Genomic DNA, 26515 nt, shown 5'->3' on the forward strand with positions numbered 1-26515 from the left:
ACTCGAGCGGCGGCGGCAGGAACTGGCCGAGCGCTGATGCTCTCCCCATTCCCTCATGCTGGGCACACCACGCGTGCGCCGCACAACCCATCACGCTAATGAGTGAACCTGCGGAGCGGCCCGAGGCCGTGACCAGCACGCCCCGCCCGGCTGGTCTTGAACCATCCACCGGTGCCCGGTGTATGACGGTCCTGCGGCCCGTCCGCCGCTGTCTGCGACCGTCACTGACCGGGGGGACCACCATGAACCCGCTCCGCACCGCACACCACGCCCTCGTCATCACCGCCACCCTGGCTCTGGGCCTGACCGCGTGCAGTTCCGGAGACACCACGAACCCCCCACCGTCCACGACGGCAGCCTCCCCGGCTCCCAGCTCGACGCCAACCTCACCCGCCGAGACCGCGAAACAGCACGCGATTGCTGCGTACCTCGGCATGTGGCAGGACGTCGCTGCGGTGGCCAAGACTTCGGACTGGCAGTCGGAACGGTTGGCGCACAACGCCACGGCAGATGCACTGTCGGTGCTGTCTCGCGCTATGTACGCCGACCACCTCAACGGGCTCGTGACCACGGGGCAGCCGATCAACAACCCCGAAGCCACATCGGCCGAACCAGCCAGCAAACCCACCACGGTGCTTATCAGCGACTGCGGTGACTCAACGAACTGGCTTAAGCACCGAGCCGACAACGGGCAGCTAGCCGACAACGAAGCAGGTGGACGCCGTCATATGGAGGCGGAGGTCAAACTCGCTGTCGACGGTAGTTGGAAAGTCACACGGTTTGCGGTGCAAGGAATAGGGACATGTTAGGCAGAAAAGCGACAGTGATCGTCGCAGTGACGACTCTATTTGTCATCGCGGCCAGCGGAACCGCCCTTGCCGGCGACTGGTGGGGATCGGTCGACTGCGGCCAAAGCCTCAGCCCCTCATGCAACCTCGGCGCAGGAGGAAGCGGTGATTCGCCGGCGCCGCCGGAAGCGAACCCCGGTGAGCCTGACCGGCAGCGTTCCTCCAAAGAAGGAAATGGCCAGCGCCTCGACCCTGGTGATTCTGTTGTTGGCGGCGATTCTAATCGTGCAAAATGCTCTTATGTTCGCAGTGACTACAGGCCGCCGGCGAATGGTGTTCAGACTGTTTCATTCCGTCCGCGTAGCTCCGGTGCCGGCGACATGCGGCTTATTTCACTGAGTAGCCACCGAGATGGCGGCGTCGTACTGGCGCAGGCGCCCGGCCAGGGTGGTGCTTGGTACACCTACCAGTGCTCTGGTCAGGGGGTCCGGGATGCGTTGTACCGGGCGCCGGTGTGGATTCCCGACGGCCAGGCGCCGGGCGCGGCGCCGCTGCCGTCGCCCGAGGAACTGGCGCAGCAGGCCCGGTCGCAGTTGCGGTTGCCCGTCCCGCGGATTGTGTCCAACCCTGCGGGGACCAAGCTGGTGAATCTGCCGACCTGGTTGTGGCTGGATCGCGGCGGTTGGGGTGCGCGGTCGGCGACCGCCTCGGTGCCGGGGGCGTCGGTGACGGCGGCCGCGACTCCGGCCTCGGCGTCGTGGTCGATGGGTGATGGCACCGAACTCACCTGCACCGGGCCAGGAACACCTTTCCCTGCCGATGCTGACCCTCAGGCAGCGTCTCCGGATTGCGGGCACACCTACCTTCGCTCTTCGGCCGGTGCGCCAGGCCAGGCATTCCCGACCTCGGCGACAGTGCACTGGACGGTGACCTGGTCCGGCATGGGAGCAGGGGGCACGTTCCCCGACCTGACCACCAGCGCGTCGGCGCCGTTCCGCGTCGCCGAGGCCCAAGCACTCGGAACCGGTCACCGCTAGCCGATTTCCCGGTTCTCGGTTTCGCACATCTGAATTCACTTTTCCTGTCCTATTCCGCATGCCTTTCCGTCTTTGGCGGTGGGTGCGTGGAGCGGCCGAGCCATGCCTGGAGAAGATCGTGACCAGCCCACACAGCCCCATTCGAACCGAGCAGGCGCCGGAGCCGGCCGGACCGGTGTCGTGGCTGGGGCAGAAGGGAAAACCCGCCGTGCTGCCGCGTGGCCGCGGCGGGAGCCGTCGCTTACCGCACCTGCTGGTCGGAGTGCTGCTGGTCGTGCTCTGCGTCGGCGGCGCGGTGTGGTGGACCAGCACCACCCAGGACCGGATGCCGGTGCTCGCGATCGCTCGCCCGGTGCAGGTCGGGCACGTTCTCGAACCTGCGGATCTGCGCAGCACCGATGTCTCCTTCTCCGCCGGTGTGGCGACCGTGCCCGCCGACCGGGCCGCCACGATGGTCGGCCGCCCGATGGCTACCAGCTTGGCGCCTGGGGCACTGCTGACCCCGGACAGCGTGGGTGCGGCGGCGATCCCGGCCCCCGGGCACGCGGTGGCCGCGCTGGGGTTGAAGCCCGGTCAGTTCCCGCCCGAACTCGCACCCGGGACGCCGGTCACGGTCGTGGTCGCCGCCGCGAGCGGATCTGCCGGCGCTGCGGGGCAGCAGACGGGGCAAGGGTCGTCGTGGCAGGCCACGGTGGTCGGGCTTGCCCTGGCGGGCACGGATCAGACCACGGTGATCTCGCTGCAGCTGGAGGCAAGCGCGAGCGTGCAGCTGGCGCAGGTATCGGCGGGTCAGGTGGCGCTGGTGATGCTGCCGGGCGGTGATCGCTGATGCTGATCGCGCTGGCGAGTCTGAAGGGCTCGCCCGGAGTGACCACCTTCGCCGCGGCGCTGGCCGCCCGCTGGCCCGCGCAGACACGGGGGCTGCTGGTGGAATGCGATCCCGCCGGCGGGGATCTCGCGATGCGGTTCGGGTTGCCCGCCGAGCCGAGCCTGGTCAGCCTCGCTGCGGCGACCCGTCGCACGGGAGATCCGGCGGTGGTGTGGGAGCACGCCCATGCGATGCCCGGCGGAGCGAGCACGATCCCGGCCCCGATGGGTGGGATGCAGGCCCGCGCGGCGCTGTACGCGCTGGTCACCGGCCCGCACGGTCTGGTGCTGGACCAGGTCGCGCGCCAGCCCGGGGTGGTGGTGTTCGCCGATTGCGGGCGCCTTGACGCGGGATCGCCCGCTGAGGCGATCGCGCGCCGGGCGGACGTACTGGTGCTGATCACCGGTACTTACGGGGACGAGCTGGCCCATGTCGCGGCCCGCATCCACGATCTGGGCCGGTGGGCGCGGCGTTCGTCGTTGCTGCTGGCCGGGCAGGGCTATCCCACGCCGGAGGTCGAGCGTGAACTCGGGATCCGGGCGATGGGCCGGATTCCCCATGACCCGGCCGCCGCGGCGGCTCTGGCCGGGCGCGCGGTGACGTCTTCGCGGCGCCGCGGCAGTGGTGGGCTCGCCCGCTGTGCCGCGGCTGTCGCCCGCGCGCTTGCCACGCCGGTCCCTGGGTGTGCGCCGGCCGGCCAGGCCCCGAGTCCGTTACCGGACACGGCCGGTCCGCCGCAGATTCCGGGGGTGCCCGCTCAGCAGGTGCGCTTTCCCGGTGTGCCGGTCACCGCGCCGCCGGCGCCACGTCCGCCCCCCGGCCGAGAACCGCGGCGCAACGGCCACCACGCACTCAGCAATCCAGGAAGGACCCTCGGGGATGACCATGCTTGACGATCACTACCAGGCTGGCGATCCCGCCCGGCCCGAGCCCGGGAACGCCGAAGGCCGTCTGCGCGACCGATTGCGCCAGGCGCTGACCACCGATCTTCCCGGCCGGGTCGAGGCCGCCGCCCGCGACGGGGGCGGACCGGTGTCGCGGGAACGGCGCCGGGAGCTTGGCCGCCACATGCTCGACGAGGCGATCGCCGCGCACACCGAGGCCGAGCTGCTCGCCAGCCGCAGCTTGGTGGACGCCGCGACCGAGCAGCGGGTCGCCGGGCAGGTCCTGGACGAGGTGTTCGGGCTGGGCGGGCTGCAGCCGCTGCTGGAGAACCCGGCGGTGGAGACGATCAACGTCAACCGCTTCGACCGGGTGTTCGTGCAGTACACCGACGGCACCCGTGCCCAGGTCGCGCCGATCGCGGAGTCGAACGACGAGCTCACCGACCTGGTCCGCACCCTCGCTGCGCGCGCCTCGTCCGAGGAGCGCCGGTTCGATCGCGGATCCCCGGCGTTGAATCTGCAGCTCCCGGGTGGGGAACGGTTGTTCGCGGTGATGGGGTTGACCGCGGGCGGGGTCACCGCGTGCTCGGTCCGCCGGCATGGCTACCTCACCGCCACCCTCGCCCAGCTGCGCGCTCGCGGCACCCTCGACCCCGGACTGGAACGGTTCCTGCGGGCGCTGGTGACGGCGCGCAAGAACATTCTCGTCACCGGCGGTACCGGCATCGGGAAAACCACGCTGCTGCGGGCGCTGGCCTCAGAGATGGACCGGATGGAGCGGATCGTCACCATCGAGGACGCCTTCGAGCTCGGCCTCGGTCTCGATCCCGCGCTGCACGCGGACGTGACCGCGCTGCAGGCCCGCGAGGCGAACGTGGAAGGCGAGGGCGCGGTGAGCCAGGCCGAACTCGTCCGCTGGGGGCTGCGGATGTCCCCGGACCGCGTGATCGTCGGCGAGATTCGCGGCCCCGAGGTCATCCCGATGTGCAACGCGATGTCGCAGGGCAACGACGGCTCCATGGCCACGCTGCATGCCTCGTCCTCGAAGATCGCGTTCACCCGGCTCGCCTCCTACGCCGCCCAGGGCGCGGAGCGGTTGCCGCTGGAGGCGACCGCGCTGCTGGTCGCCTCGGCGGTGCATTTCGTCGTCCACCTCGACAAAGCTGCGGATCGCCGCACCCGGGTCATCTCCTCCATTCGCGAGGTGGTCGACGCCGATGCGGGCACCGTGGTCTCCAACGAGGTCTACCGCTGCGGCCACGACCGCCGCGCCCGGCCGGTCGCCGGGGCGTTGCGCGCCGACACCCTCGACGACCTGATCGACGCCGGGTTCGACCCCGATCTTCTCCAGGCCCCGCAAGGGTGGTGGACGCCGTGATCACCACGGAGAGTGCCGTGGCTGCGCTGTTCGGCCTCGGCGCCGCGGCCGGCCTGCTCCTGATCTCCGCAGGATGGCGCGGTACCAGAGCATCGACACGGGACCGCGCGGGCCGTCAGCGCCTCGCGCGAGCAGCCGGGCACAGGACCCGGGACCGTCGCTGGGTGGTGCGCCTGGGCATCGCGGCCGGTGCCGCTCTGCTGGCAGGGGCGGTGACCGGGTGGCTGGTCGGCGTGGCGCTGGTGGGCGCGGCGGTGTGGTTCCTGCCGGGGCTGGTCGGCCCCGACCGTGCCCATGCCCGCCGGGTGGCGCGGATCGAGGCGGTGGCGTCCTGGACGGAGATGCTGCGCGACACCCTCTCGGCTGCCGCGGGTCTGGAACAGGCCATCATCGCGACCGCCTGGCTTGTCCCGGCCGCGATCCGCGGCGAGGTCACCGCGCTGGCCGGCCGGCTGGAGAACGGGCAGCGCCTCGCCCCGTCCTTGCGGTGCCTCGCCGAGGATCTGGCCGACCCGACCGCGGACCTGGTGCTCGCCGCACTCGTGCTCGCGGCCGAGCATCAGGCCCGCCAGATCGGTGCCCTGCTCGGTTCTCTGGCCACGACGGCGCGGGAGCAGGCCGCGATGCGGATGCGCGTGGAGACCGGGCGGGCCCGGACCCGCACCTCGGTGCGGGTCATCGTCGCCACCACGCTGGCGTTCGCGGCCGGGGTCGTGGTGTTCAACCGCGCCTACCTCACCGTCTACGACACCGCTCTCGGGCAGTTCGTGCTGCTGGTCATCGGCGCCTTGTTCGCGGCCGGGTTCGCGTGGCTGGCCCGCATCGCGGGCAGTGGCCGGCCCCGCCGGGTCCTGGACCTCACCCCCGCCGGCTCGCCCAGCGAGCCCGGGGAATCCGTGCCGAGGGCCGGCCGAGGCGGTGATCGCGCATGATTCCCGCGATCGTGTTCGGCGCCGGAACCGGGCTCGGGTTGTGGGCGTTGCTGGTGTGGGCGATCCCGCCCCGGCCCGCGCTCGGTGCCCGCCTCGCCCGCGCCACCACGCCACCGGCCGAGCCGATCGTGGCCACCCAGGACACCAGCTGGGCCACCACCCTCGGGCGCCCGTTCGTGCCCGGCCTGCGCGCCCTCGGGCTACCGGGCGCGAAGACCGAGCGGGACCTGCTCGTCCTCGGACGCGGCACCGACCCTCACGTGGCGGCCAAGGCGATCCTCGCCCTGGCCGGCCTGCTCGCACCTGGGCTGCTGCAGCTGCTGCTCGTCCTGGACGGCCTGTCGCTCGGGCTCGAGGTGCCGCTCGTCGCCGCGGTGGTGCTGGCCGCACTCGGGTTCCTCACCCCGGACCTGGAAGTCCGGGCGAAGGCGGCCCGGCGGCGCGCGGAGTTCCGCACCGCGCTTTCGGCGTTCCTCGACCTGGTGTGGATCACCCTCGCCGGCGGCGCCGGAGTCGAAGCCGCGCTGACCGACGCCGCCGAGATCGGCCATGGCCCCGCGTTCACCCAGCTGCGGCGCGCACTGTCCGCGGCGCAGCTGACCCGCACCGCTGCTTGGGCCACCCTCCGCCGGCTCGGCGAGGAACTCGGCATCAGCGAACTCGCCGAACTCGCGGCCTCAGTGTCGCTGGCCGGCACCGAAGGCGCCCGCGTCCGCGCCTCCCTCGCCGCGAAAGCCCAAGCCTTGCGCACCCACCAGGTCACCGACGCCGAAGCCGAAGCCCAAGCTGCCACCGAACGTATGGCGCTGCCCGTCACGTTGCTGTTTCTCGGTTTCCTCGGCTTCATCGCCTATCCGGCGGTGGTTCAAGTCCTTAATGGACTCTAGATAGCTGTCTGATACCTCGCGAAAGGCATTGCGCCACAATGGAAAGAAGGCATGAGCATGGTGTACTGCATCCGTTCTCTCTGGGAGCTGACGTGCGCCCGGGTCGCGCTGCTGCGGGCCGATCCGGAGCGCGGGGAGATCACCACCACCGTCATCGTCACCGCCCTGCTGGCCATCGCCGCGATCGCCATCGTCGCGATCATCGTGGCGAAACTGACGGCGAAGGCGAACTCGATCAACCTCGGGATCGGCGGCTGACGATGCCGGCTCCCTCCATCCGATCCCGCGCGCACGTTCTGGCCGAGCGTGTCCGGCGGGCGCTGCGGGGCGACCGGGGCGAGGCCACGGTCGAGCTGGTCCTCGCCACCCCGTTGCTGCTGCTGGCGTTGCTGGCGATCATCCAGTTCGCGGTGTGGTCCCACGCCACCCATGTCGCCCAGGCCGCCGCGTCCCAGGCCCTGGCCGCGGCCCGCACCCAGGATGGCACCACCAGTGCGGGGCGGGCTGCCGGCCGGCTGTTGCTCGATGACCTCGCCGCCGGGCCGTTGCGCGACCCGGACCTCACAGTGTCCCGCGGCGCGGCTGCGGTGTCGGTGAGTGTCCGTGGCGAGGCCGCGACGGTCCTGCCCGGCGTGCACCTGCACGTGCACGCCGAAGCCTCCGGCGCAGTCGAACGTTTCCTGCCCGACACCACACCCGCGCCTTGACATTTCCTTGCCGCAGCGGTGATTGCGGCGACCGGCCGAAAGGACACCACACGATGACAGACCAGCCACGGCCGGGCACGGCGACGCCGGTGCGCACGGCCTTGTTCCCTGATGGCCCGGATTCCTTGCTGCTGAACCCTGATGTTCCCGAGCGGCGGTGGCGTCGCGAGCGTGTCCGGGCCGCGCTGCACCCTCGAACTGTCCTCTTCGGACTCGGCGGGGCGAGTCTGACGGTCCTCGCGGTTCTCACGGTCGCGAAGGGCAGCGTTCTCGCCGCGATGCCGGTGCTGGGCATAGAGATCGTCGCGTTCGTCGCGTGTCTCCTCGTCGGCTGGCGCAGTGCTACCGGTGTGCTCGCCGACCATCGTCACGGCCCGGCGCGGCCCTGCCGGTTCGATCGTGTGCGGGGCGAGTTCTTTTTCCGCAGCCGCGATGTCGCGGGCCTCGGCACTGCCGGTGACACAGTGCGGACCCTGATCGCCGGTGTGGACGAGCTGCACCGCAGCCCGGCCCGCCCGTGGATCGATCCCGCTGTGCCGGGTGAGGTGCATCGGGTGGTGTGGCAGGCGTTGTGCTGCCTGGACCGCACCCGCGCCGCCCGGAGCCTGACCGGCGAGCTCGCCGACGATCCCGATTCCGCGGTCGGCGAGCTGGCCGCCGCGGCCCGCGAGGCGGTCACCGTGATCGACGACGCCCTGGACGAGGTGGTGCGGCATGTGCACGGCTGTCTCGTGCTGACCCGGGAGTGGGAGACGAAACTGCGACGCGGAGACCTCGCGGCCCGCACCGAGGGCATCCTCGCCGCCCTGCCCGGCGAGCGCGAGGTCCGGCAGGCCGCGCAGGCCGCGGAAGCGTTGCCGCAGAGCGTGTTCGCCTTCATCACCGCCGCCCGCGACCTGACCGGCGCCGGAGAGTTCCCGTGGGAACAGCACCCCTGCATGCGGGCACGCCTTCTCCGCGTCCTGCCCGGCGGGCTCCGCCGCGGCACCGCACCCCGGACAGCGCTGTTGCGGCTGGTGCGATCGGGCGAGGACCCGTCATGACCGGGCGCGCGCCGAACGTCACCGCGGGGTGGCTGCGGCGATGGTGGGCGGATGAGCGCGGCTCGGTGACCGCCGAGGCCGTGCTGGTGACCCCGCTACTGGTCATGCTGCTGGTGTTCCTGGCCGTGGTGGTGCACCGGGGCGTCGATGCCCGGTTGCGCCTGGACGACGCCGCCCACCAGGCCGCCCGTGCCGCCACCCTGCAACGCAGCACCCCGGCCGCCACCGCGGCCGCCCGGGACACAGCCGAAGCGGCGCTGGCCCAGGCCGGGCTGGTGTGCCGGGGTGTCACCACCACGATGTCCGGCACGCTCACCCCCGCCACGGCGGTGACCGTGCGGGTGCGGTGCACCGTCGATGTCGGCCAAGCCCTGCTGCTGGGCGTGCCCGGCGGGAAAACGTTGGAATCGAGCGCCAGCGAAGTCGTCGACACCTACCGGTCATCACACCAGGTTGCGGGTGCCTGATGGCCGTCTCAGCGCGCGAATCCGAGCCCGGGGACGCAGGCTCGCAGCTGGGTGCCGGTCAACGTCCGGTGCTCGAGCAATCCTTCGGCGACGCGGCCGATCTCCGGCCAGTACCGGTCGATCAAGTCGTGGGCGATGCCCGCCCACAGCTCAGGCTGGCCCGCGGGGAGCCCGTAGGCGCGGCGGGCCTCGGCGATCACGGCCAGGTCGTCGTGCCCGCCGTGCAGGTAGGCCTCGACCCGGACGTCCTCGGCCGTCACGTCCTCGCGGTACCGCTCGGCCGCGCTGGTCGTGTCCAGGACGTGCCGGGCTTGGGCGAGCGGGCCGGCGTGGGCGACGACCGCCAGCGAGGACAGGTCCACCGGGCGGGGCCGGACCGCGGTGAACCCCATCCGTCCGGCGGCGCGGGGCCGCAGCGTGACGTAGCGCAGCGACCGGCCCTGCAGCAGGTAGACGACCGCGTGCCCGGCCTCGTGCCAGGCGGTCACGCTGTCCTCGTCCACCACGGGCGATTCCGGTGTCTCGGGCGCGGTCACCCGGCCCATTCTGGCCACACCGCCGGCTCGTCGTGCACCGGCGTTCCCGGTGCGTCCGCGCGTTGCCGATGGCGGTGGTGGTGGCGGGCCGAGGAGGGCGCGGTGACGGCCTTCGTGGTCGCGCTGTTGCTGGGGTTGCTTGCCCTGACCGGGCTGGGCCTGGACGGCGGTCTCGCGCTGGCGAGCAAGGTCCGCGCCGGCGGGCAGGCCGAGTCCGCCGCCCGCGCCGGCGCCCAGGCGCTCGACCTCGCCGCCTATCGCGCCACCGGTGTGGTTCGGCTCGATCCAGGGCGGGCGCGGGACCTGGCGCAGCGGTACCTGGCCAGCGTCGGCGCGACCGGCACGGTCGCGGTGGCTGGCGACACGGTGACTGTCGAGGTCACCGCCACCTACCGGCCCCAGCTGCTCTCGCTGATCGGGATCGGCGACATCCACACCCACGGGCGGGGTGCCGCCCACCCACAGCGCGGGGTCACCGGCATCGAACCCTGACCACAGGCACACGTCGTCACGGAAGGAGAACACGGCATGGTCACATCGGAAGAGGAGATCACCCACCGCCTCGAGGAACGCGACGTCGCCCGCAGCATGCGCCGCGCGCAGGCGGCCACCACGGTGGGCGGGCTGGCTCGCCGGCACGCCGAGCTGGCCGGGCAGCTCGCCGGGCTCGAACGCGAGCTCGGCGAGATCCTGAGGAAGGCCAGCGACGTCATCGACGTCCCGGAGCTGGCCCAGGTCACCGACATTCCCGCCGCCGACCTCACCCGCTGGCGCGACCAGACGACCAAGTCCGCCCGCGGCGGCAAACGTAAACGCCCCAGTGCGACGACCAACGACACCACTGGCACGGACAGGCAGGCGGCCACCGGGCCACGTGCCGCCCGGCCGGCACCACCGGCCGAACCGGAGTCCGCCGGTAGGGCCGGGGGAGCGGTCGGCGCGGCGCGCGGCTGATGAGGGTGTCGTCTGGTCGCGGGCCGAGCGCGCGTGTCGCGCGGCTGCTGGGCCGGGCGGCGCGGGGGCTGGTCGCGGCCATCGTGCTGGCCGCGCTGGTGGCCGGGTTGCCGTGGGCGCTGATCTACGGCGTGGGGTGGCCGTTGCCGGGTCACGTGCCGAGCAGCGGCGACATCGGCGCGGTGCTGATGGCGCCGATGTCGTCCAGGTTCCTGCTCGACACGCTCGCCTGCCTGGCCTGGCTGCTGTGGCTGGTGTTCGCCGTCGACGTCGCCGCGTGCGTCGTGGACGTGGCCCGTGGTGCGCGGTGGCCGGACCTGCGGGGCCAGAGCGGGCCGGTGCGGCGCCTCGCGGCCGTGCTCGTCGGCGCGCTGCTGGTCGCGGTCCTAGGCCGTACCGCCACCGCCGCACCCGCTGCCCCAGCCGGTGGCGCCCGTCCCGTCGGCCATGCCCCGGTGGTCGCGACCGCCCCCGCCTGGACCACGCTGGCCGCCCGCGAGCACACCGGCCGCCCGCTGTCCCCGCCCCCAGCCGGGCCCGGGACCGAGCGGGTCCGCCCGCCGGAGGCGGGGGTGCACGACTCGTTGTGGCGGATCGCGCGGCGCTGCCTGGGCGAGGGCGATCGCTGGCCGCAGATCTGGGCCCTCAACAAGGGCAGCGCCCAGCCCGGGGGACGGGTGCTGAGCGACCCGAACCGGATCCACCCCGGCGACACCCTCCGGCTCCCCACCGCCGCAGCGCCCACCCCGCCCACCTCGGCGGCTCTGGCGCCACCGGAGCACGTGCCTACGGCCCCCACTACTCGGCCGGTACCTCCGGCACCGGGCGCCGCCACACCACCGCCTTCGGAGTCGGCGGCCGGACGGCCCGGCGGGGGTGCGGTGACGTGGGGCAGCGGTGAGGTGTTCGTCGGCCTGGGGCTGGCCGCGGCGGTCAGTGCGCTGCTGGTGCTCGCGCGGCGGCGGCGCCAGGCGCGCTACCGGCCCGGCAGCGGCCGGCGCGACGACGACGACCTGCCGGTCGCGCCGGTGGTGTATCAGCTGCGCCTGGCCCACCTGCGCGCCCAGCACCATGACGAGGACACCGTGCTGGACGCCGAGAGCGATCAGGAGATCGACGACCCGGTCCCGCCGGAGCGACGGCGCGAGCATCCCCGGCCCGAGGCGGCCCCGCGATCGACCACCGTCAGCCCCGGGCACGCGGGATCCGGGAACGCGGGGCCGGTGCGGGTGCTCGCGCCCCGCATCCGCCGGGTGATCGGTGCCCCCGGCAGTGGAGCCGGACCAGTGAACGTGCCGTCGGTGGTGGATATCGCCCTCGGCGCGACCGCCTCCGGCGCTGAGGGCGAGATCACGACCGGCGACTCGACGCACAGCCTGCCGGTGGGCACGGGATCGCACATTGCCCTTGACCTGGCCCGCGTCCACGGTCTCGGTCTGGTCGGGCCGGGCGGCTACGCCGCGGCCCGCGCCCTGCTGCTCACCCTCCTCACCACCGTGCCCGACGGCGGATCGGCGCCGAGGGTGCTCGTGCCCGCCACGGACCTGGCCCGCCTGCTCGGTGTGCCGGTGCCCGCCACGGGCCTGCCGGACACGGTCACCGTCGTGGCCGACCTGGACACCGCGCTGGACGTCCTCGACCCGCAGAACCCGGCCTCACCCCGGCCCGCCGTCCTGATCGCGGCGCCGCCGCTCGACCCGGACCGGCAGGCCCGGCTGCAGCAGCTGCTCGACAACGGCGGCCAGGACGGTGTCACCGCGGTGCTGCTGGGCCAGTGGCGCGCCGGAGTGACCGCCTATGTCACCGCCGGCGGGATCATCTCCGCGACCGATCCCGGCCTCGGCGAGCCCCTGCGCGGCACCCGCGCCTTCACCCTGCCCGAGACCGCGATGCGCGACCTGCTCGCCTTTCTGCACACCACCCAGCCCGCTCGAGGCGCCCGCGGCGAACCTGACACCGCACCGGGCGCCGACGGCGCGGCGACCGCGCCCGCCCGTGGGCCGGCGGCGCAGCCACCGGAGGCGGACCAGGCCCATCCCGAGAACGCCGGAGACGGCCCGGATCGCCTGGAGATCACCTCGGGCCCGCCCGCGCCGGAGCCGCCTCTCGCCGAGGCCGGGGAGCCTGGTGGCGCACCGTGCCCGCGGCTGCCGGTGCGGGCGAACGCGACCTCGGACACGCGCGCACCGCTGGTGCTGACGGTGTTCGGCGCCCCGGCTCTGCACTGGCGACCCGATCCCGCGCGGCCCGGGGCCGTACCGCGGGACCTGTCCGGGGAGTTGAGCAGCCGGCCGGTCGAACTGCTGGTGTTTCTCGCGGTGCATCCCGGCGGGGTGTCCCGGGACGGGATCGTCGATGCCCTGTGGCCCGACGCGCCGCCCCGCAACCCCGCCAGCGTGCTGCGCACGGTGCGCTCCCGGATCCGCCGCGCCCTCGAGACCGCCACTCACGGCACCGTCGGCGAGCTGGTCCTGGCTGAGCACGGCCAGTACCAGCTCGACCCGGCCGTGGTGGAGGTGGACTACTGGGGATTCGCCAACGCGGTCACCGCCCGCCGCAGCGCCGGCACGCCCGAGCGGCGCGCCGACGCCTACGAGGCGATCGTGGCGCGCTACGGCGGCGTCTTGGCTGAGGGCGTGGACGCCGACTGGCTTGTCGCCGCCCGGGAAGCGACCCGCCGCGACGCGCTCGACGCGGTGGCCGCGCTCGCCCGCGCCCGGGTCGGGACCGACCCGGACTACACCCTGGATCTGCTGGAAACCGCGCGGGCGTTCGACCCGCACAACGAACTGCTCTACCGCGACATCATGCGCCTGCAACACAACCTCGGCCGGCACGACGCCATCTCCCGCACCCTCACCCTCCTGCGGACCCGCCTCGCCGAAATCGACGCCACCCCCGCCGCGGACACCGTCGACCTCGCCCAGCGGCTGCGCGCCCGCCACACCGGGATCCCCGTCGACGACGACTTCTCCCGATCCACGGCGCCATGACATGAGCGAGCCCGCTGTTCCCGATAACGCCTCGGCGAGACGGCAATCGAGGCGCGATCCGCGGCCGGTCAAGGTAATTATGCGGAACAGCGAAATACCTCGATGTCTCGCCGCGATCCCGTCCGTTCCGATGCTAGCGTCGACCGTGGTAGCACCATTGTCGAGGCCGAAGAAAAAGAATCCGGTGGATGCGCGCCTGTATTCAAAGACATATCCGGAACCGTTGCGCATCGAATGCCGTATGCGGCTATCGCGCGCTGCGAAGACGTCCCGGTGCCCCATGTGCGGCCGCGACGTCCAGGAAGACGCCGGCGCCTCCGGCGCCGAGTGGTGTGCCCACTCCCGGCCACCCGCTGCCATGGTCGTGGACTGGGATGACGCGGAGGGTGAGTGCCAACCGTGGGGCCGCCGACCCGGCCGATCCGCCTCGTCCTCCGGTATCCGACTAAGGCGGATCCCCCCGTCTCGGCCGTTCTCGCAGCTCAAGCCCCCTCCTGGGGGATCCACCGGTGTCTCAGACTCGCTTGACACCAAGCAGGTAAACACATCAGGCCCGGCGGCGGTGTCACCGGTGCTCGTCATCGTTCCAGCCGTGCTCACCACTGCACTTCACTCACCGTCCCCTCTTCTCACCCTCCTTTTCTTAAAAAGAACCGCATTTATCCGCAGCCTCGGCCGGGGCCGGCGCTCCTATTCTAAACCATCCCGACATTGCCTGACCTGTACAAACATTCCCGAGAAATGCCCGTTGTTCACGCGAAAAGATAGGCAAAATTCCCCAAAATTGACCCGGAAAACTATTGCGCGACACCTGGGATCGAGTTACGTTTGTTGTGTCACCGGGAACACCGGAAACCACAACACACCACCGCCCCGGCCGCGAACGATCGCCCCCGGGAAGTCGGAAACAGCAACTAGCGAATGGGTAACGTGTCATGTGCGTGATCGAATGCGATTCCGTGGAAGTGAACGACGACGGCACCGTTTCGATTTGGTGCTACTGCGGTTGGAATGAAACACGCCCCACCATGGACGCCGCCGATGCCGCCGGACGCGCGCACATGGAAGAATTCGAAGAAAGCGAACGGCTTTACCGCGAAAACCCCGCCGCGTGGGTAGAACGCTACGGCTGAACGCCCCGGTTGGGGCGCGCCACCAACCACGGAACCACGACCACGGAAGAAAACCGCGCCATGCCCGACAACAGAAACAACCCGCCCGCTGATAGCCCCCCAACAACCCGCACGCAACCCACCCAAAACCAAATTCGCCACTGATTGACACCAGAAACCCGCCGCCCCGTTCAGGAAAGGACCGACACGATGACCACGATTCCGGCCACGGGCAGCACGCCCGCCGCCCCGGGTGCGGCAACCCGGTTGCGCAACGGTGAACTTCGCCGCATGGTGGCCGAACAATTGGCCAGCGACCCCGCGACCGCATGGACCCCCGGCACGATCGCCGCCGCGCTTGGCGGGAAATCGTCCGGCGCGGTCGGGAACGCGCTGGCGACGCTGGAAGCGCGCGGGGAAGCCGAAAGGGTCGGCACGAACCCGGTCGCCTACCGTGCGACCGACACAACCGCCGACGCCGCGAAAGCCGCGACGGTCGCCCCGCGCACTACCACCGCCCCCGCGCCGTCGGTACCCGTCACGGCGCCCGCCGCGCCCGCGTTGGTGACCGGTCCGGTCCGCCGTCCGAACGGGCAGATGTACCACCCGCGCAAGCTGTCCGGGTTGTCGGATGTGACCGCGCTACGACGGTTGCGGGATGCGGGGGTGTCCGCGCTCATGTATGGCCCGCCCGGTACCGGGAAAACGTCGGTGGTGGAGGCCGCGTTCGACGACCTGGTGACCATTTCAGGTGACAGCGACACCGTGACCGACGACTTCGTCGGGTCCTACACACAGACCCCGGACGGCCGTTACGCATTCGCCCACGGCCCGCTGGTGACCGCGATGCGGGAGGGGCGCGCGCTGTTCATCGATGACGCCACCCTCATCCCGCCGACCGTGCTCGCGGTGGTGTACCCCGCGATGGACGGGCGCCGTCAGATCGTCATCAAGACGCATAACGGTGAAGTCGTCGATGCCGCACCGGGGTTCTACGTCGTGGCCGGGCACAACCCCGGGGTTCACGGGGCGGTGCTGAGTGACGCGCTCTCGTCCCGGTTCGCCGTTCAGATCCAGGTGTCCACCGACTATGACCTCGCCGCGCAGTTGAAGATCGACCCGAAAGCGGTGCGCGTGGCGCGGCATCTGGCCAAGCGGCAGGAAAAAGGCGAGGTTGGGTGGGCGCCGCAACTGCGGGAACTGATCGCGTTCAACCGGGTCGCCGACGCGCTCGGCACCGCCCACGCCGCCGGGAACCTGATCGGCATCGCCCCGGAAGAAGACCGCGACATCGTGGGCGACATCGTCCGCAACGTGTTCGGCGCCAACGTCACCCCGCTGTCTCTGGGCCCCCAGTTCTAGCCCGACTCGCTGCCGTCACCCCGCCGCCACACTGTCGCGAAAGGACATACACGATGACTGCGCACATTGCACTACCCGCCGCCGCACCGACCGCCGTGTTCCCGGCCGCCCCGGGATGGCTGGCCCTGTCCGCCGCGTTCGGCGACGAGGTGCCCGCCATCGCCGACCGCGACGACCTCGTGGTCACCGTGTCCCCGGGGGCGGGGCACGGGGCGCCGGCCTGTTTCTTCCCGGACCTCGCCACCATCGAGGTCGACGGGGCCCACCTGGCCCCCGGGGTCGACCCCGCCACCGTGGCCCCGCACCGGGTCGGGGACCGCAAGCGCTACCGCACCGCGTGGGGATTGCTCACCCACGAATGCGGCCACGCCAAGCATTCCGTGTGGCGTGCGCCCGACGACGCGCCCCCGGGCGCCGCCGCAGCGGCGAACCTGCTGGAAGAGACCCGGATGGAAGCGGCTCAGGTACGCCGCCGCCCGGGCGACCGGTACTGGCTCCGTGCCAGCGCCACCAACCTGATCCTCGCCGACACCCAGGCCAGCAATCCCGCCGCCGCACCGCAGATGACCGCGCCCGACGCGGCCCGGGCCGCCGCGCTGCTGCTGGCGCGGGTGGACGGGGGCATCCTCACCCGCCGCGAAGTCGCCCCCGTGGCCCGTGTCGTGCGCGACGTGCTCGGCACCGACACCCTTGCGGCCCTGCGCGGGATCTGGCGTGCGGCGCACCGCACCGCCGACGACAACGCCACGGCCATGATCGAACTCGGGCGCCGCTGGTGCGAGACGCTGGGCACCGACCCCAACCAGCCTCCCCACACCCCCGATCCCAACGCCACCAGCAACGGGAACGGGGCGCCGTCTCCGCTGGCGAACGCGATCACCAGCGCCGCCGCCGCGATCAGCCGCGCGGCGGCCGCTGAACCCGCCCCCACCGATCCCACCACGCAGGCCATGAACGCCCGGGCCGCCGATGACCGGGCACGTCAGCGGGCCCGGAACGCGGCGGACACGGTGTTCGGGGGAACGGGTACCGGATACGACCCGACGGCCAGCCCTGTCCGGGGCACCCGTGCGCCCAGCACTGCCGAGCACACCGCCGCGCGGCACCTGGCCCGGGCACTGACCACCGCCGGACAGCGTGACCGCACGGCCACCAAGACCCGCTCGGCCGTGCCCCCGGGGCGGTTGCGGATGCGGGGCGCGATGACCGCCGACGCCCAGCGCGCGGCGGGCGCGATCCCCACCGCCGAACCGTTCACTCGCACCACCCGCGCCATCGTGCCCGCCCCGCCGCTACGGCTCGGCATCATCTGCGACGTCACCGACTCGATGAGCGCCTTCACTGCCCCGGTGGCTTCGGCGGCCTGGATCCTCGCCCACGCCGCCCGCTACACCGCCGTGCCCGCCACCACCGCCACCGTGGTCTTCGGGGCGGGCATCGTCACCCCCATCACCCGTCCCGGTGCCACTCCCGCGCAGGTGACCGAATTCCGTACGCGCTGGGGTGGCCACGTCATCGACACCGCGATCAGCGCACTCGACGGCGCCCTCGACCTGTCCCGCCCGACCGCCGCGCGCCTGCTGGTGATCATCTCCGACGGCAATTTCGAGTCCGAAACCAGGAATCCGGGTCAGCGGATGCTCGACCGCTTGCGGGACAGCGGATGCGCGGTCCTGTGGCTGGCGCCCGACACGCCGGGGCTCGACCCGATGAGCGGCGCCACCGTGCACACCCTGACCGACCCGACCACCACCGCCCGCGCGATCGGGCAGGCCGCCACGGCCGCCCTGCGCGCCACCCGCTGAACGATCCCACCGCCCGGGGGTGGGCACCCCGCCCCCGGGCCCATCAACCAGGAGCGCAGGTCCGATGCAGTTCTTCTCGCCGCCGACGTCGGCGACGTCTTCGGTGTCAGCCCCTGGGAGGTCACGGTGACCGACGACCACGTTCGTGACAGCTGGGGAATTGGCTGGTTCCGCGTCGTGATCACCGACCACGACGAGAACGAGTACCGCTTCACCACCTGCGCCACCGTGACGACGCTGCGGATCCTCGGCCCGTGCCCGCACTGCGGCGGTGACGTGCCGATCTCCGAGGGCACCGAACTCGCCGCGCTCGGCCGCTACCGACCCCGGCCACGCCAAGAAATGCCCACGCCCGTAACACCACCACCCGCGCCGCCCTCCACGCGAGGGACATCCAACCCGTCACCTTTCCATTAACAGAGAAGGGAAACCCCGGTCATGGCCACGAACACGACATCCGACGCACTCTGACGACCGATGACGGACGGCGGCGGCTACTACGGCGCCTCCCGGACAGGGCACGTCGCATCGATCGCGTACCCGTGTCGTGGCACCAGCCGTGACCCCGACGACCCGTCGATTCCCACAAAAGGGGCAAACACCATGCACGACAGGTCGAAACGGCTCACCTGGGCTGCGCTGGCGGTGATGCTGCCGGGACCGTGGACCCCGGTGATCGTGCTCGCCTACCTCCTCGGCCGCGCGGCTGAGCGCGACCAGGACACCGCACACCACGACGCCGCGACACCCGATCACTACGCCTGCGTCCCGGCCGCCGCGAGCGGGGACCCGTATGCGCGAGCACAATAAGGAGCCCCTGATGTTGCCGAATTACACCGACTTGTATGTGGGGCGTGGCGAGACGGCCGAGTGGATCGGTTCTCTGCGCGGACAGTGCTATCCCGACATGTTCCTCGCCGTGCCACCGGTGCGGCTGGCCCTGACCGCGACCGAGGAGAACCTCTTCCGCGCCGCCGTCGCCGACGCCCTCGAGGTCTGGGAGAACGACCGTCTCGGCCAGGGCTATCCCCGGTACCTCGGCTGGCCGTGGCCGTGGCTGACCAGCCATAAGAGCAGGTGGGTCATTGCGTTCGCTCCCGGGGCCGGGGCGGTGTTCGTCACTGTGGGCGGCGGGGTCGCATGGCACCCGATCGACCCGCATGATCCACGATTTCCTGAGGGCGACGATCCACTCGGCCCGCCCGACATGCTGGCGTGGCTGCGTAATCCGGCCGCGCCGCCCTCGGTGCCGCTGCCACTCATGCGCGATCCGGTCACCGGATTCTGGACCCCCGCCGGAGATGCGTGGTGAGCCGCTCCAGCACCCATGACTTCTACCTCGGGCGCGGCCCGCGCGCGGAATGGATCGGGTCGATCCACCTCGACTCCTGCGCCTGCAACGGGCTCGGCGAGATCGAGCAGGCCTGCACCGCGGACGAGTTCGCCGACCTCGTAAGCCTTTTCCTTCACGCCGCCGAGACCGACGAGGCCGGCGAGGTCACGCACAGGGGCCGCGAGTGGCCGTGGCCCTGGCCCGCCAGCCACGGCACCGATTACACCCACGCCTTCGACCTGGGTGCGGTGTGGACGGCGCCGCGCGGGGACCGGTGGTCGGTGCGCGGACGAGTACGGCGCACCCGGGCCAGGGGACTGCCCTCTGGTGTTTCCGCCCGGGCGGATACCTGCGGCTACACCGGTGTCGACGCCGCCGACACCCTCTCGCGCCGCTACGGCCCACTGCAGGGCGAGACCCATCGCCACGACCTGCACCAGCTCGGGCTCCAGATCCTGGCCGACCTCACCCTGCCGCTCGGGCCGGGGGCGCCCGCCGAGCTGGCCGAGTTACGCGAGCGGCTGTCGCCGCACCTGCGGTACGCCGTCACCGCCAATGAAGCAGCCGTGGAGCTGGAGTGGGAGGTGTTCGGCTACCGCGACGGGGACCCCGCCGCCGAGACCACCGCCCACGCCCTCACAGCACTGCCCGCCCTCTATGGGTGGACCGATCCCGACGGCGGACCACCCCGCTTCGGCATGCGGATCCTCGTCGCCGACGACGACCACACCAGCCACCCCGCGCTGACCGACCGCCACGTCCGCGCCGTGCTGGCCTCGTACTGACCCCGCATGGCCGCCACGGAGGAACCATGACCCACGCCACCACGCCGAAGGAACCCGCCGCAGCCGACGGCAAGGAGGGGGCGGCGCACCTGAGTGCCGCCGAGCACTGCGCCGCAGCCGAGACCTTGTTCGCCCGCGCCCGCACGTTGGACCCGGACCCGGGGCGGACCCCGCCCCTGGCCGCCGAGTACGAACGCTGCCTGGAGTGGGCGTGCCTGCACCTGCGCCTCGCCGAGGCCATCACCGCCGGAGCGGCACTGATCGCCGCCCACCGCCGGCTCCTCGCCGACCCCGAAGTGCGGACCAGCCCCCACCTCGAGGACGAGGTCCGGCACTGGGCCGGATTCTTCCGCACCCAGCACGACACCACCCGGAGGACAGCATGACCACACACGCCACCACCGACATCGACGCCACGCCGCTGGCATCGTCCTGCCCGGACTGCCACGTCGGCATCGGACGAGCTCACAGCGAGGGCTGCGACGTCGCCCGCTGCCTGGCCACCGGGCTGCAGCGGCTCGGCCACGACGCATCGTGCCGCTGCCCCCGAGACGTCTGGACCGGACGCTGGCCCGGAGAGGCCGAGTGCCGGGAGTTCGGCTGGATGCTCGGCCCCGGCCTGCCCGACCTCAACCGCCTGATCACCACAGCCACCTGGGACCCCGACGTCCACCGCTGGACCCGCCCCGGCCACCAGAACACGACTGCCGAAGGAGCGCCGCGATGACCACGCCCACCACCGCCACCGACTCGTCCGCCCCGGACTCGCCCGCGGCCACCGGCCTCGCCGCCGGCGAGTACTGGATCGAGTTCCGTGCCCGCCACCCATGCCGAGCCGCACCAGGTCAGCTTTCCCGCCGTCGTCGAACCCCGCCGCCACCACGGCGTGTGGGTGCGGCCCCGGCTGCGCCGGGAGGTCGCCGAAGCGGTGTGCGAGTGGCTCAACGTGGTGTACCCGACCGACCCGGACTGGTACCCGCTGGCCCGCTTCGAAGACGACCTGCTGGTCGTGCTCACCGGAGACTCAGCCCGCCAGCGCCACGAGATCACCGTCGGCGCCGACGGCCGCTACCCGCTCGGGGAGCTGGGCCGCTGGTTCCTGTCCGGCCCGACCCGCACCCGCGCGCGGTTCTACCACCAGCTCGACGTGCTGCGCGACGCCGAGCGCCATTTCCTGCGCCCAGGCGAAACCGTGGTCACCTGCGACCCGGACAACCTGCCCGTGAGCGGGTTTCCCGCCCGGATCGACACCCCACCCGGGCAGGCGTGGGTCCCGGTGTTCCGGCCGAAGATCGCCGAGGCCGTCGCGGTGTGGAGCGCGAGCAACCACGACACCTTCCCCGACGACCACCCGCAGGTCTACTTCGACGGCGACACCCTGGTCCACGTCCACCAGCACCTCCGAAGCCGCGACGGCTACCTGCCCCGGCGCATCGACCCCGACCCGGACGGGAACTACCGCATCGACGGCGACGAGTGGACCTTCCAGGCAGCCTCGGAGAAATCCGAGGGCGAGGCGCACCCGGCCACGACAGAGCCTGACGGCGGGCACCGAACCCGGTCGGGGAGCCCAGCATGAAAGCGCCCCGCAGCCCTCGCGCTGGCCGTTGCTTCGGGCGAAGCCCTGCGCGCCGGCAACCGGGGGCCCTTCGGGAATCCAAGAAGGGCCTTGCCAGCTCGAGGACCGTTCAAGCTTGCCGCGGTTGCGCCCCGAAGAACCGGCCCGGGAGAACAACACCAGAGGCAAGTCAGCAACCGGCTCCGCCATGGCGCGTTCGTTCGCGCCGCCATCGCATGCTGCGAGAGATTTCTCGGAGCCATGCAACCCTGCGGGGGTTCCGCATCGTATTGGGTAGTCGACGAGGGGTGGTGACGTGGCAGACCGGAAGAGCTTCATCGACGTGGCGAGGGACCGTGCGCCGGCGTGGCAACGGGTGTCGTTCCTGATGTGCGGGGACTGGGGTCTGGCCGAGGACATCGTCCAGGTGACGCTGCTGCGGCTGTACAAGCGCTGGCACCGGCTGGATCTGAACGGCATCGAGGCCTACGCACGCAAGGTCATGGCTCGGCTGGCGATCGACGCTTCCCGTCAACCGCACCGCCGTTCTGAACTGCTGGCCGTGCCTCCCGATCATCCACACCTGGATGCGGCATCTGAGGACGGCGCCGATGTCCGTGCCGCGCTCGGGAAGCTAGGACCACGGCAACGTGCAGTGTTGGCCTTGCGCTTCTACTGCGATCTCTCGGTCGCCGAGACTGCGGCAACGCTGCGGATCAGCGAGGGGACCGTGAAGTCCCAGTCCGCTCGAGCCTTGGCCACTCTGCGGACGCTGCTGTCGCACGACCCGACCACGCTCAACCCGAACGAAAGGGCCCTGCCATGACGACGGAACGGGAGCTGCTCACGAGCGCCGTGGGCTCGGACCAACCGCCAGTATCGCTGGATTTCGACGCGATCGAGGCACAGGGGGAGCGCGCGGTCCGGCGACGTACCAAACTGGCCCTGGCCGGCGCTGCCGCTGCTGTGGTCCTGGTCGGGCTCGGCGCGGCCGCGCTGTTGACGCGCGGCGGCCCGCAGACGGTGTCTCCAGCCGCACCAGGACAGGTCACCACCGCGGCGCCGACCGAACGTGAGATCGCCTACTGTTACGAGACCGCGGACATCACCAGCAGCGCGGACGGCCAGCACGTCGCCGTGGGCGTCAGCGGCAGCAGCGCCAACGGTCGCGGTGATACCGCAGCCCACATCATGTCGTACTGCGCCACCGCGTGGACCGAGGACTACTACCAGTGGCAGAAGCCCGGATTGCCCCGGGTCGTGCCGCCGCTCGTCCCGTGCGTCCTGACCTCCGACGCCGTCAGCATCGACCGAGCCGCGGTCGGCGCGGTCGGCGTGTTCCCCGGAGACGCCACAACTTGCGCTGCGATGGGCCTGTCCGTCGCGAAAATCTAGAATTTAGGCGTTAGCCAAAATTACGAAATCTTTTGTGACTTGGGTCTCACTCGGTTGGTTCTCGATACTTTTCCATTCCGATGACAAGGTTTCTTCCCGAAGGTATCCAATTTTTGGGAGGAATTTTGCCTACCTGTTCACGCGCATTTGTTCCGCTCATCGGTGCGCTTGTTCTTGCGGCCGGACTTACCGTGAGCTCGGGTGCGGTTGCGTCCGCGGCGACTGAGTCTGCGCAGGGCGCCTCGCACTGCGTGACCGTCGTAAGCGGAGAGTTCGACAAGAACGGAAACTCCGTCGTGGTTGGCCCGATGAGATGCTCGACCACCATGGAGGACGCTCTGGCTCAGTCCAAGAAGGCAGGTGGAGTTAGCGCCAACGGTACGTCTTCCGCGCAGACGGACACCCTCCTGCTCCGCGAGTACAAGGACGCCGGCTACGGCGGCCCGATCTATGACTTCGTTGGCACCGCCGGCCCCTGCGACTTCGCCGGCTATCACCTCGTCAACTACGTACAGGTCGAGATCAATGTGTCGTCGATACAGGGATTCAACAACTGTAACCGTGTCCGGATCAACGACGAGCATGAGCACTACGGCACTTTCGCGCTGCCCCTGTACTACGTCGGCGATGAATGGAATGACGACCTGGTGGCCCTTCAGGTCTATCACGCCATGTAAGCAATCCGGCTGGACTGTAGCCAGCTATGGATAAGTGAAAAAAAGATCGTCGCCGGTGATGAAAAAGCAATGCCGTGGCTGGTCCTCCTCGAAAGGCGGAGGGCCGGCCACGGCGCTTGTCGACCCAGATCACTACTGCTCGAGGCCGGCGCGACGGCTGGGCCGGCCATGGCGGTGGGCAATGAACCCGGTGACCGTCTTCGCGTGTCTTCAGTCCGGGCGGTTCCGGTGGCGGCTGTTGAGGTTGCGTTCGGTGCGGGTGGCGTCGTGGTGGCGGGATTGGTGGTGGTAGAGGGTGAGGGCTTCCTGCCAGGCGGCGTGGGCGAGGTCGTGCTGGCTGAGGGTTGTGTGGAGCTGGCCGAGGCGGTCGAGTGTGTCGGCCAGTTGGTAGGTCGCGCCGAGGTCGCGAAAGATCGTGAGCGCGTTGCGGTAGTGGGTGATGGCGCGGGTGTGGTGGCCGGCGGCGTGCTCGATGTAGCCGAGGCTGTCCAAGGTGGTTGCTTTGCCTTCGGGGTCTTCGTTGCGGCGAAACAGGGTGAGGGCTTGCTCGCAGTGTGCGCGGGCTTGGTCGTGCTCGCCGAGTTGGGCGGCGTACCAGCCCACGGCGTTGTGGGCGCGTGCTTCCCACACCGGGTCGTCGAGGGCGTGGCACATGTGCAGCGCTCGTTCGGCGTGGTCGCGGGCCTTGCGGTCGTTGCCTAGTTGTGCCCAGGCGGCGGCGAGTGTGCGGTGGGTGTGGGCCTGGTTGACGCGGTCGTGGTGGTGTTCGGCCAGCGTGAGCGACTGGTGCAGGTGGTTGATCGCCTTGTCGTGCTGCGTGAGGTCGGAGTGGGCGCGGCCGATCAGGCGGTGGGTGAGGATGTGCGCGGCCGGGTCGGGCAAGTGCGCGGCGGCGTCCAGGGCGGTCTGCCACACGGTGAGCCTGCTGTGCAGGTGCCCGCGTCGGCGGTGGAATGGCTCCAGCGCCCACGCGAGGTTCCACACGACCCGGTGCTGGCCGCGGGCGGCGGCCTGTTCCTGGGCGGCCAGCAGGCACCGGTGTTCGCTGTCGAACCACGCCATCGCGATCTCGTCGCTGACCGGCGGGTCGAGGTGGGTGCCGTGCGCGGGCTCGTCGAGCAGGACCGGATCGCGGTGCGGGTTGAGGCGGCGGTCGGCGGCGTGAGCGGTGTGCAGGTAGAAGTCGGTCACCCGGCTCAGGGCGGCGGCGCGGACCCTCTCGGGAATCGCAGTGGCGGTGTCGCGAGCGTGCTGGCGGACCAGGTCGTGCATCCGGTAGCGGCCGTCGGTGCCGTGATCGAGCAGCGAAGCTTGTTCCAGCTGGCGCAGCAGCGTCGCGGTTTCGTCGCGGGGCAGGCCGAGCAGGCTCGCGGCGGCCGGCAGGCCGGTGTCCGGTCCCGGGGCCACGCCGAGCAGCGCGAACGCGGTGACCTGCTCGGCCTTGAGGGCCCGGTGCGACCACGACAGCACCGCGGGGAGGCTGGCGGCCGGGTCTCCGTCGTCGAACGCCCGCAGCCCCTGCCCCCGCAACTGAGCGACCAGCGCCCCCAGCGGGAGCTGGGGGCGTGCCTGGGCGTGACCGGCGACGATCCCCAGCGCCAGCGGGTACCCGCCACACAGGGCGGCGAGTTCCTCGGCAGCGGGCGCTTGCCCGGTCACCCGGGCCTCGCCGAACCGGCCGACGAACACGGCGCGGGCTTCGGCCGCGGACAGCGGGTCGAGGCGCAGCGGATGCGCGCCGTGCCTGGTGACCAGGCCGGAGAGTTGGTTGCGGCTGGTCACCAGGACGGCGCACCCTCCGCTGCCGGGCAGCAGCCCCGCAACCTGGGCGCTGTCGGCCGCGTTGTCCAGCACGAGCAGCATCCGCTTCCCGGCGATCGTGCTGCGGAACAACGCGGCCCTGGCGTTCGGGTCGAGGGGGACGCGGCCGGGCTTGGCGCAGAGAGCGTCGAGGAAGCCGCGGACCGCGTCCGGCGGATCCATCGGCGTGCCGTCCGGACCGTAGCCGCGCAGGTCGACGAACAGCTGACCGTCGGGGAACCGGTGGGCATGCCGATGCGCCCACCGCAGCGCCAGCCACGTCTTGCCGATGCCGCCCGGCCCGGTGATGGCGGCGACGGCGACCGAGCCACCACCGGGGCGGCCGAGCACCTCGTCCAGCCGGTCCAGTTCGGCGCGGCGCCCGGCGAACACCCCAGGCGCGGCCGGGAGCTGCCTGGGGGTCGCCGTACCAGGGCCAGCGGCGGCCCCAGCGCCGGGCACCGGGTCGGGGGCCGTCGCGGGCGCGGTTGCGAGGAGCCGCCGATGCTCCTCGACCAGGGCTGCGCCGGGTTCGATGCCCAGCTCCTCGACGAGCTGGCGCCGGGTCCGGCCGTAGTGCTCCAACGCTTCCGCCCTGCGTCCTGCCTGGTGCAGGGCCCGTAGGTACTGGCTGGCCACGCCCTCGTCCAGCGGGTGTTCCACGGCGCGCGCGGCCAGGTCCGCCAGCAGGTCCCGGCCGTGGCCGAGGTTGAGCCGGGCCTCGGTCAGCTCGTGCTCGGCGGCCAGCCGTTCGCGCGCGAACAGGTCGCGCTGGGTGCGGGCCCACTCGCCGTCGATGCCCGTGAGCGGTTCCCCGCACCACAGCTCCAGCGCCTCGGTCAGCAGCCGCGCGGCCGGCTCGTCGGCGGGCTCGGCGTGCGCGCGGCTGCGCAGGTCGCGGAAACGGTGCAGGTCGATCACCGTTCCCTGCGTGTCGAGCAGGTAGCCGCCGGGTCTTCGGACGATCGCCACCCCGGTCACACCACGCAAGGCCTGGCGTAGCCGCGAGATGTAGCTGTGCAGCGTGGCGCGCCCCCGCCGAGGAACCTGGGTACCCCACACCCGATGGACAAGACGGTCGGCGGGCACCACCTGGCCCGCGTCGACCGCGAGTGCCGCCAGCGCGCACCGCTGCCTGGCCGGCCCCAGCCCCACCGGCTGCCCCTCCGCTACCACGGACAGCTCTCCCAGCACGCGCACGAGGACAGTCACCC

Annotated in this window: 29 protein-coding genes; 26 read left to right on the plus strand and 3 right to left on the minus strand. The window is 71.5% G+C overall.

The genetic code is table 11. The features are described from left to right. Nucleotides 1–242 precede the first annotated feature (242 nt). Nucleotides 243–809, plus strand: a complete 567-nt coding sequence (locus OG371_RS23630) for a hypothetical protein (RefSeq protein ID WP_329072666.1) — start codon at nt 243–245, stop codon at nt 807–809. Between the two features lie 457 nt (nt 810–1266). Here the strand turns inward: OG371_RS23630 and OG371_RS23635 are convergent, their stop codons facing one another. Next, nucleotides 1267–1566, minus strand: a complete 300-nt coding sequence (locus OG371_RS23635; RefSeq protein WP_329072668.1) for a hypothetical protein — start codon at nt 1564–1566, stop codon at nt 1267–1269. Nucleotides 1567–1943: 377 nt separating this feature from the next. On the opposite strand from OG371_RS23635, the gene OG371_RS23640 reads away from it, so the two are divergent. From OG371_RS23640 to OG371_RS23680, 9 genes are read left to right on the plus strand one after another with little or no spacing between them, the layout of a single operon-like run. After that, nucleotides 1944–2654 carry an SAF domain-containing protein gene (locus OG371_RS23640; RefSeq protein WP_329072670.1) on the plus strand — a complete coding sequence of 237 codons (711 nt, stop codon included), beginning with the start codon at nt 1944–1946 and terminating at the stop codon, nt 2652–2654. Continuing rightward, a complete protein-coding gene (locus OG371_RS23645) occupies nt 2654–3586 on the plus strand; it encodes a MinD/ParA family ATP-binding protein (RefSeq protein WP_329072672.1) in 933 nt (310 codons plus the stop codon). The genes OG371_RS23640 and OG371_RS23645 overlap by 1 nt, the downstream gene beginning before the upstream one ends. Beyond that, nucleotides 3573–4955: a CpaF family protein gene (locus tag OG371_RS23650; protein ID WP_329072674.1), complete on the plus strand. Its 1383-nt coding sequence runs from the start codon at nt 3573–3575 to the stop codon at nt 4953–4955. The genes OG371_RS23645 and OG371_RS23650 overlap by 14 nt, the downstream gene beginning before the upstream one ends. Then, complete coding sequence (locus OG371_RS23655) at nt 4943–5887, plus strand: type II secretion system F family protein (RefSeq protein ID WP_329072676.1); 945 nt, start codon at nt 4943–4945, stop codon at nt 5885–5887. The genes OG371_RS23650 and OG371_RS23655 overlap by 13 nt, the downstream gene beginning before the upstream one ends. Continuing rightward, a complete protein-coding gene (locus OG371_RS23660) occupies nt 5884–6774 on the plus strand; it encodes a type II secretion system F family protein (RefSeq protein ID WP_329072677.1) in 891 nt (296 codons plus the stop codon). Before OG371_RS23655 ends, OG371_RS23660 begins: the two co-directional genes overlap by 4 nt. Before the next feature lie 57 nt (nt 6775–6831). Further along, nucleotides 6832–7032, plus strand: a complete 201-nt coding sequence (locus OG371_RS23665; RefSeq protein WP_329073252.1) for a hypothetical protein — start codon at nt 6832–6834, stop codon at nt 7030–7032. Nucleotides 7033–7034: 2 nt separating this feature from the next. Beyond that, nucleotides 7035–7481 carry a TadE/TadG family type IV pilus assembly protein gene (locus tag OG371_RS23670; RefSeq protein WP_329072678.1) on the plus strand — a complete coding sequence of 149 codons (447 nt, stop codon included), beginning with the start codon at nt 7035–7037 and terminating at the stop codon, nt 7479–7481. A gap of 53 nt (nt 7482–7534) precedes the next feature. After that, entirely contained in the window at nt 7535–8524 is a 990-nt protein-coding gene (locus OG371_RS23675) for a hypothetical protein (protein ID WP_329072680.1), read from the plus strand. Then, complete coding sequence (locus tag OG371_RS23680; protein WP_329072682.1) at nt 8521–8991, plus strand: TadE/TadG family type IV pilus assembly protein; 471 nt, start codon at nt 8521–8523, stop codon at nt 8989–8991. Before OG371_RS23675 ends, OG371_RS23680 begins: the two co-directional genes overlap by 4 nt. Nucleotides 8992–8999: 8 nt before the next feature. Here the strand turns inward: OG371_RS23680 and OG371_RS23685 are convergent, their stop codons facing one another. Then, nucleotides 9000–9527 (minus strand): hypothetical protein, encoded by a 528-nt coding sequence (locus tag OG371_RS23685; RefSeq protein ID WP_329072684.1) that lies wholly within the window; start codon nt 9525–9527, stop codon nt 9000–9002. A 102-nt stretch (nt 9528–9629) separates the two neighbouring features. Here OG371_RS23685 and OG371_RS23690 point away from each other — a divergent pair, with 102 nt between their 5' ends. From OG371_RS23690 to OG371_RS23765, 16 genes are all read left to right on the plus strand, one after another. Beyond that, nucleotides 9630–10019, plus strand: a complete 390-nt coding sequence (locus tag OG371_RS23690; protein WP_329072686.1) for a hypothetical protein — start codon at nt 9630–9632, stop codon at nt 10017–10019. Nucleotides 10020–10055: 36 nt separating this feature from the next. Then, nucleotides 10056–10481: a hypothetical protein gene (locus OG371_RS23695; RefSeq protein WP_329072688.1), complete on the plus strand. Its 426-nt coding sequence runs from the start codon at nt 10056–10058 to the stop codon at nt 10479–10481. Next, nucleotides 10481–13474, plus strand: coding sequence for a BTAD domain-containing putative transcriptional regulator (locus OG371_RS23700; protein ID WP_442876135.1), 2994 nt, complete (start codon nt 10481–10483; stop codon nt 13472–13474). The genes OG371_RS23695 and OG371_RS23700 overlap by 1 nt, the downstream gene beginning before the upstream one ends. A 959-nt stretch (nt 13475–14433) precedes the next feature. Then, on the plus strand, nt 14434–14607 hold the full coding sequence (locus OG371_RS23705; protein WP_329072691.1) for a hypothetical protein: 174 nt from the start codon (nt 14434–14436) through the stop codon (nt 14605–14607). A gap of 189 nt (nt 14608–14796) precedes the next feature. After that, entirely contained in the window at nt 14797–15948 is a 1152-nt protein-coding gene (locus tag OG371_RS23710) for an AAA family ATPase (protein WP_329072693.1), read from the plus strand. A gap of 53 nt (nt 15949–16001) precedes the next feature. Further along, nucleotides 16002–17753, plus strand: coding sequence for a VWA domain-containing protein (locus OG371_RS23715; RefSeq protein ID WP_329072695.1), 1752 nt, complete (start codon nt 16002–16004; stop codon nt 17751–17753). Between the two features lie 126 nt (nt 17754–17879). Continuing rightward, the gene (locus OG371_RS23720) at nt 17880–18170 is read left to right on the plus strand and encodes a hypothetical protein (protein WP_329072697.1); all 291 of its coding nucleotides are present in this window, start codon (nt 17880–17882) and stop codon (nt 18168–18170) included. A 186-nt stretch (nt 18171–18356) separates the two neighbouring features. Next, nucleotides 18357–18563, plus strand: a complete 207-nt coding sequence (locus OG371_RS23725; RefSeq protein WP_329072699.1) for a hypothetical protein — start codon at nt 18357–18359, stop codon at nt 18561–18563. 10 nt (nt 18564–18573) lie between these two features. Continuing rightward, nucleotides 18574–19065, plus strand: coding sequence for a hypothetical protein (locus OG371_RS23730; protein ID WP_329072701.1), 492 nt, complete (start codon nt 18574–18576; stop codon nt 19063–19065). After that, nucleotides 19062–19871: a hypothetical protein gene (locus OG371_RS23735; RefSeq protein ID WP_329072703.1), complete on the plus strand. Its 810-nt coding sequence runs from the start codon at nt 19062–19064 to the stop codon at nt 19869–19871. The genes OG371_RS23730 and OG371_RS23735 overlap by 4 nt, the downstream gene beginning before the upstream one ends. A 26-nt stretch (nt 19872–19897) precedes the next feature. Further along, entirely contained in the window at nt 19898–20257 is a 360-nt protein-coding gene (locus OG371_RS23740; protein WP_329072705.1) for a hypothetical protein, read from the plus strand. Continuing rightward, nucleotides 20254–20598: a hypothetical protein gene (locus tag OG371_RS23745; protein ID WP_329072708.1), complete on the plus strand. Its 345-nt coding sequence runs from the start codon at nt 20254–20256 to the stop codon at nt 20596–20598. Before OG371_RS23740 ends, OG371_RS23745 begins: the two co-directional genes overlap by 4 nt. 87 nt (nt 20599–20685) lie before the next feature. Beyond that, entirely contained in the window at nt 20686–21450 is a 765-nt protein-coding gene (locus tag OG371_RS23750) for a hypothetical protein (RefSeq protein WP_329072709.1), read from the plus strand. Between the two features lie 295 nt (nt 21451–21745). Continuing rightward, a complete protein-coding gene (locus OG371_RS23755) occupies nt 21746–22255 on the plus strand; it encodes an RNA polymerase sigma factor (RefSeq protein ID WP_329072711.1) in 510 nt (169 codons plus the stop codon). Further along, complete coding sequence (locus tag OG371_RS23760) at nt 22252–22824, plus strand: hypothetical protein (RefSeq protein WP_329072713.1); 573 nt, start codon at nt 22252–22254, stop codon at nt 22822–22824. Before OG371_RS23755 ends, OG371_RS23760 begins: the two co-directional genes overlap by 4 nt. A gap of 326 nt (nt 22825–23150) precedes the next feature. Beyond that, nucleotides 23151–23501: a hypothetical protein gene (locus OG371_RS23765; protein ID WP_329072716.1), complete on the plus strand. Its 351-nt coding sequence runs from the start codon at nt 23151–23153 to the stop codon at nt 23499–23501. A 210-nt stretch (nt 23502–23711) separates the two neighbouring features. On the opposite strand, the gene OG371_RS23770 is transcribed toward OG371_RS23765, so the two are convergent. Then, complete coding sequence (locus OG371_RS23770; protein WP_329072718.1) at nt 23712–26513, minus strand: AfsR/SARP family transcriptional regulator; 2802 nt, start codon at nt 26511–26513, stop codon at nt 23712–23714. Nucleotides 26514–26515 lie beyond the last annotated feature (2 nt).

This window comes from Amycolatopsis sp. NBC_01480 (assembly GCF_036227205.1).
Taxonomy (GTDB): Bacteria; Actinomycetota; Actinomycetes; order Mycobacteriales; family Pseudonocardiaceae; genus Amycolatopsis.